At 63.4% G+C, this 12,633-nt stretch carries 16 protein-coding genes; 7 read left to right on the top strand and 9 right to left on the bottom strand.

Annotated elements, in window-relative coordinates; genetic code table 11:
• Positions 1 to 81 precede the first annotated feature (81 nt).
• From C7G61_RS24635 to C7G61_RS24620, 4 genes are all read right to left on the bottom strand, one after another.
• Positions 82 to 591, bottom strand: coding sequence for a dihydrofolate reductase family protein (locus C7G61_RS24635; protein WP_108519362.1), 510 nt, complete (start codon positions 589 to 591; stop codon positions 82 to 84).
• A gap of 67 nt (positions 592 to 658) precedes the next feature.
• On the bottom strand, positions 659 to 1,615 hold the full coding sequence (locus C7G61_RS24630; protein WP_108519361.1) for a polysaccharide deacetylase family protein: 957 nt from the start codon (positions 1,613 to 1,615) through the stop codon (positions 659 to 661).
• A gap of 157 nt (positions 1,616 to 1,772) precedes the next feature.
• On the bottom strand, positions 1,773 to 2,345 hold the full coding sequence (locus tag C7G61_RS24625) for a glutathione peroxidase (protein WP_108519267.1): 573 nt from the start codon (positions 2,343 to 2,345) through the stop codon (positions 1,773 to 1,775).
• 158 nt (positions 2,346 to 2,503) lie between these two features.
• Positions 2,504 to 4,195 carry a L,D-transpeptidase family protein gene (locus C7G61_RS24620; protein WP_108519266.1) on the bottom strand — a complete coding sequence of 564 codons (1,692 nt, stop codon included), beginning with the start codon at positions 4,193 to 4,195 and terminating at the stop codon, positions 2,504 to 2,506.
• Positions 4,196 to 4,508: 313 nt separating this feature from the next.
• Here C7G61_RS24620 and C7G61_RS24615 point away from each other — a divergent pair, with 313 nt between their 5' ends.
• Positions 4,509 to 5,057 (top strand): CreA family protein, encoded by a 549-nt coding sequence (locus C7G61_RS24615; RefSeq protein ID WP_108519265.1) that lies wholly within the window; start codon positions 4,509 to 4,511, stop codon positions 5,055 to 5,057.
• Between the two features lie 58 nt (positions 5,058 to 5,115).
• On the opposite strand, the gene C7G61_RS24610 is transcribed toward C7G61_RS24615, so the two are convergent.
• Positions 5,116 to 5,376 (bottom strand): hypothetical protein, encoded by a 261-nt coding sequence (locus C7G61_RS24610; RefSeq protein WP_244608458.1) that lies wholly within the window; start codon positions 5,374 to 5,376, stop codon positions 5,116 to 5,118.
• A 380-nt stretch (positions 5,377 to 5,756) separates the two neighbouring features.
• On the opposite strand from C7G61_RS24610, the gene C7G61_RS44835 reads away from it, so the two are divergent.
• The 3 genes from C7G61_RS44835 (at position 5,757) to C7G61_RS24600 (ending at position 6,979) form a co-directional block, all read left to right on the top strand.
• Positions 5,757 to 5,918, top strand: a complete 162-nt coding sequence (locus C7G61_RS44835) for a hypothetical protein (protein ID WP_190241958.1) — start codon at positions 5,757 to 5,759, stop codon at positions 5,916 to 5,918.
• 79 nt (positions 5,919 to 5,997) lie between these two features.
• Entirely contained in the window at positions 5,998 to 6,408 is a 411-nt protein-coding gene (locus tag C7G61_RS24605; protein WP_108519263.1) for a hypothetical protein, read from the top strand.
• A 121-nt stretch (positions 6,409 to 6,529) separates the two neighbouring features.
• A complete protein-coding gene (locus C7G61_RS24600) occupies positions 6,530 to 6,979 on the top strand; it encodes a nuclear transport factor 2 family protein (RefSeq protein WP_108519262.1) in 450 nt (149 codons plus the stop codon).
• 16 nt (positions 6,980 to 6,995) lie between these two features.
• Here the strand turns inward: C7G61_RS24600 and C7G61_RS24595 are convergent, their stop codons facing one another.
• The 3 genes from C7G61_RS24595 to pdxR all read right to left on the bottom strand — a co-directional run bounded on the left by C7G61_RS24595 (position 6,996) and on the right by pdxR (position 9,009).
• Positions 6,996 to 7,250 (bottom strand): DUF6719 family protein, encoded by a 255-nt coding sequence (locus C7G61_RS24595; RefSeq protein WP_108519360.1) that lies wholly within the window; start codon positions 7,248 to 7,250, stop codon positions 6,996 to 6,998.
• 14 nt (positions 7,251 to 7,264) lie between these two features.
• Positions 7,265 to 7,417, bottom strand: coding sequence for a hypothetical protein (locus tag C7G61_RS44830; protein WP_190241957.1), 153 nt, complete (start codon positions 7,415 to 7,417; stop codon positions 7,265 to 7,267).
• Between the two features lie 86 nt (positions 7,418 to 7,503).
• Complete coding sequence (gene pdxR / locus C7G61_RS24590; RefSeq protein ID WP_108519261.1) at positions 7,504 to 9,009, bottom strand: MocR-like pyridoxine biosynthesis transcription factor PdxR; 1,506 nt, start codon at positions 9,007 to 9,009, stop codon at positions 7,504 to 7,506.
• Positions 9,010 to 9,085: 76 nt separating this feature from the next.
• Between pdxR and C7G61_RS24585 the strand changes: the two genes are divergently transcribed.
• Both C7G61_RS24585 and C7G61_RS24580 read left to right on the top strand, forming a co-directional pair.
• Positions 9,086 to 9,811 (top strand): pyridoxamine 5'-phosphate oxidase family protein, encoded by a 726-nt coding sequence (locus C7G61_RS24585; protein ID WP_108519359.1) that lies wholly within the window; start codon positions 9,086 to 9,088, stop codon positions 9,809 to 9,811.
• Between the two features lie 56 nt (positions 9,812 to 9,867).
• Positions 9,868 to 11,145 (top strand): ArgE/DapE family deacylase, encoded by a 1,278-nt coding sequence (locus C7G61_RS24580; RefSeq protein WP_108519260.1) that lies wholly within the window; start codon positions 9,868 to 9,870, stop codon positions 11,143 to 11,145.
• 143 nt (positions 11,146 to 11,288) lie between these two features.
• Here C7G61_RS24580 and C7G61_RS24575 read toward each other — a convergent pair whose 3' ends face one another.
• Complete coding sequence (locus tag C7G61_RS24575; RefSeq protein WP_108519259.1) at positions 11,289 to 12,068, bottom strand: cobalamin-binding protein; 780 nt, start codon at positions 12,066 to 12,068, stop codon at positions 11,289 to 11,291.
• Between the two features lie 165 nt (positions 12,069 to 12,233).
• On the opposite strand from C7G61_RS24575, the gene C7G61_RS24570 reads away from it, so the two are divergent.
• A complete protein-coding gene (locus C7G61_RS24570) occupies positions 12,234 to 12,632 on the top strand; it encodes a PaaI family thioesterase (protein WP_108519258.1) in 399 nt (132 codons plus the stop codon).
• The last annotated feature ends 1 nt before the right edge of the window (position 12,633 follow it).

The raw sequence follows: 12,633 nt of genomic DNA, 5'->3' as shown, positions 1-12,633 counted from the left end.
TGGAACCGCGCCTGCGTACTGTCAAGCGATCTCTGACCGAGGCCGGCTTCGGCGAGGCCGATTGTACGAAAGGATGACGCTCTAAGCGCTGCGCCGCCACGGCGTGACGGTGACATCGTGCACTGCATCAAGCGTCCGCACGTCACCGGCACGTAGCCCATGCGCGGCGAGGATTTGCTGCGGCGTACGGGCAGGGACGCCGGGAAAGCAAGGCTCGCCGCCGGGCAGGCGAACATGCGGCGCGACCGAGAGCCAGAACACGTCGTAGCGGTCCATGAACATGCCGAACACGCCGGGACCGCCGATGATCGCAACAGTGCCGTCACGCACGCCTGCCTGCGCGCAGGCAGCTTCGAAGGTCGCACCCGCGGGATTCCACAGCGTGGCGTTCGGATTGGACGGATCGGGCGCGATCGCCTCGACCGTCCGCGTCAGGATGACGCGCCTGCGCCGCGGCGAGTTCGGCTGGTCCTCGTAGGAGTTACGGCCGTGCAGGATCAGGTCGGCGCGGTCGAGGGCGGCGGTGAAAAACGCCTTGTCGCCCTCGAACTTCAATTCGTCCGGCATAACATTGCGCGCGTCGGCGAGCATGCCGTCCGCCGAGACGATGACATAGCCTTCGATACGCAGCGCCGGCACAGGGGCGTGTCGCTTAGCGTTATTCCGAGATCGTCTGCACGACGCTGGAAACCGGGCGCGAACTCACGGTCGGCAGCTTCAGGTCCTTGACGATGTCTTCGTCATATTGGGCGATGGTCTGCACCGGCGTCTTGGCGCGCATCGCAACCACCTTGTAGCCGCCTGCCTTCAGCTTCTTCAGGAGCTCGGGCAAGGCTTCGGCGGTATGCTTCTGGAAGTCATGCATCAGGATGATGCCCTTGCCGTTCTTTTCGACCTTGCGCATCACGTTGTCGATGATGGTTTGCGCCTTGCTCGCCTTGAAGTCGAAGGAATCGAGGTCGCAGGAGAAGATGCCGATGTTGCGGGCGCCGAGATAGGTCACCATCTCCGGCGGGTGTTGCAGTGCAGGGAAACGGAAAAAAGGCGCCGGCGACTTGCCGCCGAGCGCCCATTTCACGGCGCTGAAGCCTTTTTCGATTTCATCCTTGCGCTGCTGCTCGTTCAGCTTCTTGTTGACGAGGGCGGCATGCGACCAGGTGTGCGACCCGATGGAATGGCCGGCCGCCATCACCTGCTTGAGGATTTCGGGATAATAGGTGGCGTGCTTGCCGATCGGGAAGAAGATGCCGGTGGTGCATTCCTCCGCCAGCGCCTTCAGGACCGCAGGCGTATTCACCGGCCACGGGCCGTCGTCAAAGGTCAACACCACTTCCTTGTCGCGAAGGAAGTCGAGCTCCTTGAAATGTTCGAAGCCGAAGCCGGGACCGCCCGTGGTGTCGATCTCGACGGTGCGGCCGATGCCGAGCGCGTTGGGATTATTGCAGGGCGGACGGGTCGAGACCGGCGCCGGCGGCGGGACGGGGGCTGGCGCCGGAGCTGGTGCCGCCTGAGGAGCGGCTGCCGCGCCCTTGGTGGGTAGAGCCTGCGACCACGCCGCGCTTGATGCCAACAGCGAAACTGCGCCTGCAAAGATCATCCCTGCCGCTATACGCATCTTGTTTTCCTTAAATTTGAATCCCGCATCCGGTCGCGGCGCTGCCGTCGTCCGGTCTGCCTCCATTCCCCGACGCACATAGTAGCCTAGTTGGAGCAGGCGCGCCAACGCAACCGCTGCGGTTACGCCCAGCCGATTTGTCAGCGGACAGGTTAATTCAGGAAGCGGCCAGGGCCCGCGCGATGGCGGTCTTCACCCGTGTATCCACGGGGTTGACAGACTCCGGGAAGACGTCGGCGATGTAGCCGTCGCGGCCGATCAGGTATTTGTGGAAGTTCCAACGTGGAACATCCTTCGGTCGCGCTTCCGCCGCCCACTTGTAGAACGGATGCGCGGTCGGTCCCTTGACGACGGCTTTTGCGGCGATCGGAAAGGTGACGTGGTGGTTCTGCGTTGTCGCGGTGATTTCGGTCGCGCCGCCCGGCTCCTGGCCGCCGAAATCGTTGGAGGGGACGCCGACAATCATTAGGCCGCGGTCGCCAAACTCGGTCCACAATTCCTGCAGCCCGCCATATTGCGGCGTGAAGCCACAGAGCGAAGCGGTGTTGACGATCAGGATCGGCCGGCCGGCAAATTCGGAAAGCCTGATATCGCCGCCGGCCAATCCCGGAAATGAAAACGCGTAAGCCGTGATCCGGCTCATGCCGGCCTGCGCCAGGGATTGCCTGTTCGAACTGACGGCTGCGATCGCGGCCAGCGCCGCTGATATCACGCTCCTGCGGTCCATCATGGAAAAGCCTCGACAGCGGTTCAACTGACGAAGGATAGCGCAACGCGCGGGACGATGCCGCTCAACAAGCCGTTATGGGAAGCCATAGCGTTTTCGAGCGAAGTGGGTACCGGTTCGCGTAAAGAATTCGCGTAAAGAAAACGCGTCAGAAGAAGAGATTAGCGCAGCGGGACGATGAAGTCGGTGCCTTCGCCGGTTTCGCCGCCCTGGTTGACGCCGTGATCGGACACCACGATCGAGCCGCCGGTGGTCAGTACCTCGGCGATCCGCGCCATGGCTTCGGGAGCAACGGTGATGCGGTCCAGCGCCTCGGCGGGGCTGTTCGGCATCGGCAGCGGCCTGGCCTCGGCAAGGGCTCCGCCGGCCACCTTGCGGCGCCGTGCCGTGCGGTCGTCCTCGTCGGTCCGGGCCGCATTGCGGGCCGTGACCGGCAGCGAGACCACCGACCAGCGCAACAGGTTGGGATCCTTCTTGTCGGCCTCGGCGGTGAAGACATGCGTACCCAGCGGCCGGTCGCTCGGCGCGATGGTGATCGGAACGTCGAACTGCGGCTTGAAGTTCTCGCGGACGTACAGCTTGGAATCCTTGCGGCTCACGAATACCGCGATCTGGCCGGGACGCCTGGGCGGCTCGGCCTTGGCAGCCGCGCCGGGCGGCCGCGCCGTATCCTTCTTCACGTCGGGTGCAACCGCCGGCACTGCCGGCGCATCGGCCACCGCCTTGACGGGCTCGGTGGGCTTTTCGAGAGCCTTGGATTCAGCAGCCTTGGATTCAGCAGGCTTGGATTCGGGAGTCTTGGACTCAGGAGTCTTGGCTTCCTCGACATTGGTAATCGCTGCCGTGGAAGCCTCGGCGCTCAAAGCGTCGGATTTCATCTCCGAGCTGGTTTCGACTTTTGCCTCGCCGGGGATGTCCTCGGCTTTCACGCTCTCGGCTGCGCTCTCGGCGGATTTGACATCGGCAGCGTCGGCGGGCTCGGATTTTGGCGTGTCCGCCTTCGCTTCCGCGTTCGAAGTATCGCTAGCAGGCTGAACCTTGGCCGCGGACGGCGTTGCATCGGACACGACATCGTTCATCGCCGGCATCGCGGCGCGGGCATCCGCGGTGTGGGTCTGTTCGCGCAACGGTGCCGCGTGACCGACGGTCGATCGGAGATCCAGGCCCGCCTCCGAATTCGCCAGCTTGTTCGCATGGCCGGCATCCGCGCCCTTGTCGCTCTTCACCGCGGGCGCGTCGTTCGCCGGATCGTCGGCGAGAAGGGGTTGCGGCACGACCTTCTGCGCCACCAGCAATGGATGCGAGAAACTGGCAGGCGTGATCTGGCCCGGCGTGATGATGACGCGCGCGCCCATCCTGGTCCAGTTCCACATCTTCACGGCAAAGGCCGTCGGCATGCGGATGCAGCCGTGCGACGCCGGATAGCCGGGCAATACGCCGGCATGCATCGCGACGCCCGACCAGGTGATGCGCTGCATGTAAGGCATCGGCGCGCCGCTGTAGATGTTGGAGCGGTGCATCTTGTGCTTCTGGATGATGCTGAACACGCCCATCGGGGTCGAATGACCCTTCATGCCCGTCGAGACCGGGCTTTCGGCGAACAGGCCGTTGGCGTCGTAGACGCGGACCTTCTGCTGCTCGATCGACACCGCAATGATCAGCGGCCCCTGCGGCTTGGCGTTGGTTTCCTTGAGCGCCGCCTCGGTCTTGGCTGACGGGCGGCGGACCTTCGGCTTGCGCGGCTGCGCCACCGGCGCCGGTCGGTAGTAGCCGGGATCGGAGTCCTGCCAGTAGAACAGGGCGGCAGCATCTGCCTGGGGAACGGCAACCAGGGTGCCGGCCGCCGTCAACATCGCCAGTTGCCAAAATCGCCGTTTGGAATTAGCTGCGCTCGCAATACCCGCACTGAAAACTCGATGCCCGCTCACGCGCTTGATCCTCAAATCCGGTTACTCGAATCCACTCTTCCGATAATTATTTGTTGTCGCAGAGGCAAAACGCGTTCACCAGCGTAGGCCTTCTAATTTCAGCGATTTTCGCCCCGATCGTAGCAAAAAAGCCTCACAATCCGTTAAACGGCGGTCGGTTGGGCACCTCCGGGCGGCGGCCTTCCTGTGCGGCTTTCCGGCCACTACATAGGCGGCGTGCCCTTCAGCGGAGATATCAATGACATCCAAGGCCATCGTTAAGTGGAACAAGAAGTGGAGAAGTCTGGCCTTGGGGGTGTTGGCGCTGTTGCTTTGGCAGGCTGGCCCGGCGTCGGCCGCCGACGAGCCCGACCTGATTTTTCGCCGCTCGACCGTGTTCAAGTGGCTGAGCCCGAACGACAAGCTCGCGACCTACGCGGTCGACGACCCCGAGGTCGATGGCGTAGCCTGTCACTTCACCGTGCCGGAAAAGGGCGGCTTCAAAGGCTGGCTCGGCCTTGCCGAGGAGGTCTCGGACATTTCGCTGGCGTGCCGCCAGATCGCCCCGATCCACTTCAAGCACAAGCTTGAGCAGGGCGACGACATGTTCCGGCAGCGCCGCTCGCTGTTCTTCAAGAAGATGCAGATCGTTCGCGGCTGCGACGCCAAGCGCAACGTGCTGGTCTATATGGTCTATTCGGACAGGCTGATCGAGGGTTCCCCCAAAAACTCGACCTCCTCGGTGCCGATCATGCCCTGGGGAGCCGCCGACGCCGCGGTTCAGAAATGCGGTGAATTCATCCAGTAAGTCCGATGCCAGCCGAGATCCCGGGTCCGAAATCGGATCCGGGATGAGGGCTTCGGGCTTACCGTTTGACCGGATTGGAATATTGGCGGGCCTCCGGGCCGGGCCCGGCCTTGCGGTCGCGACAACCGACGAGCTGCACGAGCTTTTGCGGGGCCGATACATTGCCGCGAAATTCGCCGCCTTGCTGCGACATCGCGCCACAAAGGCTCACAGGATGCTCTGAGGTTTTTCCTTCCGAGGTCTTTCCCTGGCGCTCCACCGGCTGGCCGGGTTTGCGGGTCGGGGTTGCACTGCCAACATCGATGTTGCCATTACCCACGACGGCTATCCTTTGTTGAGGAACGGGTCACAACGCACAAGCACACGGAAAGTTGCACGGCGTTGAGTCGGCCGGACCGGGGCTTGGGTTCATCCAATCGGCCGGTGAACGAGGCCGTCCTCGTCCACGGAAGGAGGGCCAAAGCGGCTTCAATGGCGGGCTTCCAGTGTTCAGCCTGATCCTCGCAAGTGCGAGCGTCGCGGCTGAATTCATTGAATTTTTCCAGCCATTGTTTCGTCCGATCGAGCCGACGAAACAATTCTCCTGTGCGACGAAACCATTTTCCGTTTTTGGCGCAGATGTCCGGAAACAGCCGATGGTTATCACGTGGCCAACGAGACGGCGGGCACTGCCGGCCACCGACTACCGGAGACAGTCAGATGCGGACCACCAGCTTCATCCTCGCCTTCGCCTTCATCCTAGCTGGTCCCTCGATGGCTGGTTCTTCCGACCAGCACCTCCCGGGCGTCGGTACCTTCGCCTATCATGGCTCGCCGGTTGCGACGCCTGCGTCCCAGCCGATGGTCGTGGCCGCCAACTGAGCGTGACGGAACTTTTGCAAAAGCAGTCCTTTTGCAAAAGGTCGCCGATAGCAAAAAAGATCGCCGGTAAAGGCCCTGCATGTTCGTACGCATCTGCTCCGCTGTAATCCTGTCGTTCCTCCTTCTCAGCGGCTCGGCGCAAGCCCAAGCTCAAGTCCAGCTCCAGTTTCAGCCGCCGCAGACCTCGTTCCGTTCCCTGTTCAAGGTGCCCGATCCGCGCGGCGAGTTCGTGCGGCTTTGCGCGCCCCATATGGTCGGCCGCTGGGCGCACCCCGAAAGCGTTTGCGGCTGCCTGCACGACTACGCCGCCGCGACCGTGGAAGATGCCGACCTGCGCGAGGCGCTGCTGCGCGGCATCAGCGAGACCGGGGTGCCGACGATCGAGACCGCGTGGGTGCCGGCGTCGAAGCAGTCCGAAATCGGCCCGACCTTCACCAAGATCGCCAAGCCGACATTGCAATGCATGTTCGAGCCGGCGACGAACCAGTAACCTCGGCGATACTTGGTCTCCCAAATTTCCGCAGGCTCGACGCGCCGGTAACGGCCATTGTAATCAATGACCGTTCGACGAGTTTCGTCGGCATCGAAACCGCTTGCACAAGGGAACTGTCATGCGATCTCTTCTTATCGGCCTGATCGGCCTGTTGTCGCTGGCCACATCGCCTGCGTTCGCCGCCGACGCCGCGACGCAGGAAGCCAACAAGAAAGCCGTGCTCGAATTCTACGATGCGGCGCTCAACCGCAAGGATTTCGACGCCGCCGCGAAGTTCTTCGGGCCGCACTACATCCAGCACAACCCGACGGCGCCGGACGGCATCGAAGGCTTCAAGGCCTTCCTCGGCTTCTTGCGGGAGAAATTCCCGGACTCCCGGAGCGAGATCAAGCGCGCCTTCGCTGACGGCGACTACGTGATCGTGCACGTTCACAGCGTGCGCGAGAAGGGTACGCGCGGCCGCGCCATCGTCGACATTTTCAGGCTCGAGAACGGCAAGATTGTCGAACACTGGGACGTCGTGCAGGAGATTCCCGAGAAGGCCGCCAACACCAACGGCATGTTCTAGCGCTACAAGGTTGCCGCTATCGCTTCTTCGTTCCCAGCCGCTGAATGCATTTGCGGGTGCGTAGCACGCCTGAAGCCGTCATCTGCGAGCCCTGGACTTCCTTGATTTGTCCTGCCGGGCACGATCCGTCGTCGACGAGGACGCGCTGACCGAGCCGCAGGTCGATAATGTCCTGCTCGCGCGAGGCCGCCTGCGCGACGGCGGGACTCGTAAGGAGCCACAGCGCGACGCCCGCGGGGAGGGCAAGCGATCGGGCAGCCTTTGTCGTCATCATTCCGGCCTCGCTCACTTGGTCTTGATCTTCAGCCCATCGGGCCCGACATTGATCTGCAGGCCTTCGGGTTCCTGCTTGGCTTTGTAGAGATTGTAGCTGAGCACGCCGACCGCGACGATCAACACGCCGATGACGAGATACAGAACGTTGCGATTGCCGGGCATCCGGTGTTTCCGCCGTGATATTCAATCAGGCGTCGAGCTTAGTGACGCGGCGGCGATTCTGATAGGGCGACGGCCGACGCCTGCGGTCAGGTCGCGGCCTTCCGCTGTTTGACCTTGCCGGTTCCACCCTTGTTCGGCCAGCGACTTATTTGAAAGGCAGCGAGCGATGACTTCGCCAGCCGTTCGGCCGACGCGATCAGTTGCGGCAGGGGATGGCCGGCAAAGCCGAGGACGAAACCTGGAAGGGGACGCGCACGAAAATAGGTTTCCGCCAGCAGCCAGCCCGCGACGCCGGCCTCCGTCTTTGCCTTGGCGGCCACCAGCGGATCGGTCGATGGATCGAACCGCGCGACCAGATGCAGGCCCTGCGAGGGCACCGGCACCGTGAGAAGCCCGTCCGATGCCGCCGACAAGGTTGAAGCCAGGACGTCACGCGCTTCGCGATAGATCCCGCGCACCTTGCGCAGATTTGCCGCGAACGCGCCGGAATTGAGCATGTCCGCCACCGCGCCCTCGAGCAGCGTGCCGGGAAAGCGGTCGAGCGCGGCGCGGGCCGTCGTCACCGGCCCGACCAGTCGTTCGGGCATCGCGCAATAGCCGATGCGCAATCCGGGAAACAGCGTCTTTGCAAACGTGCCCATATAGATGACGCGCGAGAGATGATCGATGCCGGCGAGCGACAGCAATGGCGCGCCGTTGTAGCGAAACTCGCTGTCGTAATCGTCTTCGATCACGAAGGCGCTCGTCTCCCTGGCCCAGTCGAGCAATTCCAGCCGCCGCGTCATCGACATCTGCACACCCAGCGGAAACTGGTGCGACGGCGTCACATAGGCCGCGCCCGCCGACGGCGCCAGCGCCCGGCCTTTGGCCACGATCATGCCGGAAGAGTCGACCGGGACGGAGACGGGGCGCAGGCCATAATGCCCGATTGCCCTTCGCGCGGCAGGATAGCCGGGATCCTCGCACCAGATGTGATCGCCGGGCTTGAGGATTGCGCCCAGCACGATCCGCAAGGCGTGCTGCGTTCCCGACGCCAGCATGATCTGGTCCGGATCGCAGCGCAGCCCTCGTGCCGCCAACAAATGATCGGCAATCGCGGCGCGCAGTTCGCGGCTGCCCCTGGGGTCGCCGTATTGCAGGTGCTCGTTGCCGAAGGCGCGCAAGCGCCGGCCGGCAAACGCCCTGAAGCGCTGCAGCGCCCTTTCATCGATATGCGTGCAGCCGAGCGCGAGCGCGCCTTGCTGCGGCGCCTCGACCGCGATCCTGGTCTTGCGTGCGTCGTTGACGTGGGCGGGAATGCGGGCGGCGACGAACGTGCCGGAGCCTGTGGTGGCTACCGCAAAGCCGTCCGCGATCAGCCGCTCATAGGCCGAGGTGACGGCGTTGCGGCGAAAGCCGGTCTGTTTTGCCAGCGTGCGCTGCGGCGGCAGCGGCTCGCCCGGTTTGGCGATCCCGCCGATTATGGCGTGGCAGAGCGCCTGATAGAGCCGGTGCTGCGAGGAGGCGTCTTGCGTTACATGGGGCCCGTCAAGGTCGAGCGGAAGCTCGGCCTTGCGCCGGGTCGCCGGAGAATTGGTCGGAATTTTTCGCATGGAATTGGCACTATCGCAGACCAAATTCGCCGGTACAACTTCTTCGACTGGGCCAATCCCGAGAGGAGCTGACGTGATAACCGAAGGCGAGACCACCACTTCCTACCCGTTGTCACCACGCAACCGGGTCAAGCGCCTGCACGAGCGCGGCTCTTACGACAAAGCGACGATTCACGGCCTGCTCGATGCCTCGATGCTCTGCCACGTTTCCTACGTGATCGACGGCCAACCCTACTGCACGCCAACATTCTTCTGGCGGGAGGAAAACAATCTGTACTGGCACGGCAGCAGCGCCAGCCGCATGTTGCGGAACCAGTCCGACGGCCAGAGGGCGTGTCTCACCGTCGCCCATCTCGACAGCCTGGTGCTGGCCAGATGCGGCTTCAATCATTCGGCGGATTACCGCGCGGTGATGGCGTTCGGCACTGCCTACCTCGTCACCGATGCGGCCGAGAAGGAGCGTGCGCTGGTCGCGATGGTCGACCGCTTCTTCCCCGATCGGACCGCGACCTTAAGACAAAGCACGGTGCAGGAGATCAAGGCGACGTCGGTGATAGCGATGGAAATCGAGCAGGCGTCCGCCAAGATCAGGTCGAAGGGCGTCGCCGACGACGACGAGGACTACGAGCTGCCGATCTATGCCGAGCGCATTCCGGTGCGTACCGTGCTGGGCGCGCCTGAACCGTGCCCGCGGCTGCTCGACGGCGTCGAGCGCCCGGCGTCGCTGCGCGGCTATTCGGAAGGCCGCCTGCTCGAAGATGCATTGCGGGATGCGCATTTTGCGCATTACGCCGGCGGCTGAGATCGGGGTAGGGTGCGCGCTCCCGATCTCTTTGAATTCTCGACTGGAGCCGCCGCATGACGACCGATACGCAACAAAAAATCCTCGATGCCGTTGACGCCGGCTTTGATGCGCAACTGGCGACGACAAGGGATTTCGTTGCTATCCCCTCGACCCGCGGCGCCGAGGGGCCGTGCCAGGACATGATCGGCGATCTCCTGCGCCAGCGCGGCTATGAGGTCGACGACTGGCATATCGACGTCGGGGATTTGAAGGATCTGCGCGGCTTTGGGCCGATCGAGCATGATTTCTCCAGGGCGCGCTCGGTTGTCGGCACCTGCCGTCCCGCGAACAATGCCGGCAAATCGCTGATCCTGCAGGGCCACTGCGACGTCGTTCCGACAGGTCCCCTCGACATGTGGGAGACGCCGCCGTTCTCGCCGGTCATCAAGGACGGCCGGATGTACGGCCGCGGCGCCTGCGACATGAAGTCCGGCACCATCGGCGCGCTGTATGCGCTGGATGCGATCAAGGCCGCTGGGCTGAAGCCGACCGGGCGCATCCACTTCCAGTCCGTGATCGAAGAAGAATCCACCGGCGTCGGCGCGCTCTCGACCTTGCAGCGCGGCTACCGCGCGGACGCCTGCTTCATCCCGGAGCCGACCGGCGAGACCATGGTGCGCTCGCAGGTCGGCGTGATCTGGTTTCGCCTCAAGGTGCGCGGTTTTCCGGTGCATGTGTTCGAGGCCGGCGCGGGCGCCAACGCCATCATGGCGGCGTATCATCTGATTCATTCGCTGCAGAAGCTCGAAGAAGAGTGGAACGAGCGCGCCAAGGCGGATCGCCATTTCAACGCGGTCGCCCATCCGCTCAACTTCAACCCCGGCATCATCAAGGGTGGCGACTGGGCCTCCAGCGTGCCGGCCTGGTGCGATGTCGATTGCCGGATCGCGGTGCTGCCGGGTTGGTCGATTGCGGAATGCCAGAAGGAGATTTTGGCCTGCGTGTCGGCTTCGGCGCGTGACCACAGATTTCTCTCCAACAATCCGCCGCAGGTCGAATGGTCGGGCTTCCTGTCGGAGGGGTATGAGCTGACGAATTCGGCCGAACCGGAGGCCGCATTTGCAAAAGCGTTTGGCGCTGTCTATGGCGGCACGGTGCCGGACCGCGCGTTCACCGCGCTGACCGATACGCGGTTCTACGGGTTGAACTACAACATCCCGAGCCTGTGCTTCGGCGCGACGGGTGCGGCGATGCACGGCTTCAACGAATATGTCGAACTGGAGTCGCTGCGGAAGTCGACGAAGGCGACCGCGCTGTTCATCGCGGATTGGTGCGGGGTGGAGAGGGTGTAGGTCACTCTCCCGTCGTCCCTGCGAACGCAGGGACCCATAACCACCGGCGCTTATTGGAACGGGAGGTAACTGCTACGCCGCGTCATTAATGGGCCGCGGCGTATGGGTCCCTGCGTTCGCAGGGACGACGGTTAGATGGTCGGTTATCCCCACAACGCCTTCACGATCGCATCAAGCCCATCGGTCAGCGCCGCTGGCCCCGGCTGCAGGATGATCGTCGACTTGATCTCGACGATGCGGTTGTTCTTCACCGCCGGGATATCTCCCCAGCCCGGACGCTGCCGGATGCGATCCGGCACGACCTTCTTGCCGCACCATGACGCCAGGATCACATCGGGGGCGGCCTCGCGCACCACATCAGGCGCAATGATCCGATCCTTGGCCGCCTGCTGAAACCGCAGTTTTGGTAGCGCGTCCTCGCCGCCGGCAATCTCGATCAGTTCAGATACCCAGCCGATGCCGGAGATCAGCGGATCGTCCCACTCCTCGAAATAGACTTTTGGCTTGGGCGATAGCCGGGGCGTCGCGGCGATCCGCGCAAGACGCTGTTCAAGATCACTAGCAAGTTGATCGGCACGTTCCGCTGCCCCGACAATGGCGCCAAGCGTGCGGATCATCGCGAAAATGCCCGGGATGTCGCGCTGGTTGAAGACGTGGATGGCGACGCCCGCGCGCACCAGGTCGGCAACGATATTCGCTTGCAGGTCGGAAAACGCCAGCACGAGATCCGGCTCCAGCGCCAGAATCTTCGGAATGTCCGCGGAGATGAAGGCGGAAACCCGCGGCTTTTCGCGGCGCACTCCCGGCGGCCGCACCGCATAGCCGGAGACGCCGACGATGCGGTCCTGCTCACCGAGCAGGTACAGCGTCTCGACGGTCTCTTCGGTGAGGCAAACGATCCGGCGGGGTGGGAACTGGCGCATACGGACGATATGCCGAATTAACAGGGCATTGTCACGGCAGCCATTACCTCGGAAGTCATTGTCTGGCTTACGTGCGCCGTCCATGCTTCGATCGGGATCGATGGATCGGCCACGCGATCCCGCGTATCAGAAGTGCATTGCAAGAAACGGGAGGACCGCCGGAACATGTCGCTGCTCGACAAAGTCAATGCGATGAAGATGCCGTTCGCGGAGCTGAAGGGCGTGAAATTCACTGAAGTCGAAAAGGATCGCGTGGTCGCGCGTATGCTGGTGCGGCCGGACCTCTGCACGCTGCGCAACACGATTCACGGCGGCGCGGTGATGGCGTTCGCGGATTCGGTTGGCGCTGCGGCGACCGTCATCAACCTGCCTGAGGACGCCAAGGGCACCACGACGATCGAGAGCAAGACCAACTTTATCGGCGGCGCCAAGGAGGGGCAGACGGTGATCGCCACTGCAACCCCGGTGCATAGGGGACGCCGCACCCAAGTCTGGCAGACCCGCCTGGAAACCGAGGACGGCAAACTCGTGGCGATCGTGACCCAGACCCAGATGGTGCTGTAGC

Source organism: Bradyrhizobium algeriense, from assembly GCF_003062295.1.
In the GTDB taxonomy this organism is placed as follows: domain Bacteria; phylum Pseudomonadota; class Alphaproteobacteria; order Rhizobiales; family Xanthobacteraceae; genus Bradyrhizobium; species Bradyrhizobium algeriense.
The sequence above is the reverse complement of the archived record's forward strand: the minus strand, read 5'-3'. Positions and strand labels throughout refer to the sequence as shown.

Bases quoted from the DNA above. Each gene is read 5' to 3' on its own strand.
- C7G61_RS24605 (WP_108519263.1), top strand. From the start codon at position 5,998: ATGTTCGTACGCATCTGCTCCGCTGTAATCCTGTCGTTCCTCCTTCTC.
- C7G61_RS24580 (WP_108519260.1), top strand. From the start codon at position 9,868: ATGACGACCGATACGCAACAAAAAATCCTCGATGCCGTTGACGCCGGC.
- C7G61_RS24575 (WP_108519259.1), bottom strand. From the start codon at position 12,068: ATGCGCCAGTTCCCACCCCGCCGGATCGTTTGCCTCACCGAAGAGACC.
- C7G61_RS24625 (WP_108519267.1), bottom strand. From the start codon at position 2,345: ATGATGGACCGCAGGAGCGTGATATCAGCGGCGCTGGCCGCGATCGCA.
- C7G61_RS24600 (WP_108519262.1), top strand. From the start codon at position 6,530: ATGCGATCTCTTCTTATCGGCCTGATCGGCCTGTTGTCGCTGGCCACA.
- pdxR (WP_108519261.1), bottom strand. From the start codon at position 9,009: ATGCGAAAAATTCCGACCAATTCTCCGGCGACCCGGCGCAAGGCCGAG.
- C7G61_RS24620 (WP_108519266.1), bottom strand. From the start codon at position 4,195: ATGTTGACGGCGGCCGGCACCCTGGTTGCCGTTCCCCAGGCAGATGCT.
- C7G61_RS24635 (WP_108519362.1), bottom strand. From the start codon at position 591: ATGCTCGCCGACGCGCGCAATGTTATGCCGGACGAATTGAAGTTCGAG.
- C7G61_RS24615 (WP_108519265.1), top strand. From the start codon at position 4,509: ATGACATCCAAGGCCATCGTTAAGTGGAACAAGAAGTGGAGAAGTCTG.
- C7G61_RS44830 (WP_190241957.1), bottom strand. From the start codon at position 7,417: ATGCCCGGCAATCGCAACGTTCTGTATCTCGTCATCGGCGTGTTGATC.
- C7G61_RS44835 (WP_190241958.1), top strand. From the start codon at position 5,757: ATGCGGACCACCAGCTTCATCCTCGCCTTCGCCTTCATCCTAGCTGGT.
- C7G61_RS24570 (WP_108519258.1), top strand. From the start codon at position 12,234: ATGTCGCTGCTCGACAAAGTCAATGCGATGAAGATGCCGTTCGCGGAG.
- C7G61_RS24595 (WP_108519360.1), bottom strand. From the start codon at position 7,250: ATGACGACAAAGGCTGCCCGATCGCTTGCCCTCCCCGCGGGCGTCGCG.
- C7G61_RS24630 (WP_108519361.1), bottom strand. From the start codon at position 1,615: ATGCGTATAGCGGCAGGGATGATCTTTGCAGGCGCAGTTTCGCTGTTG.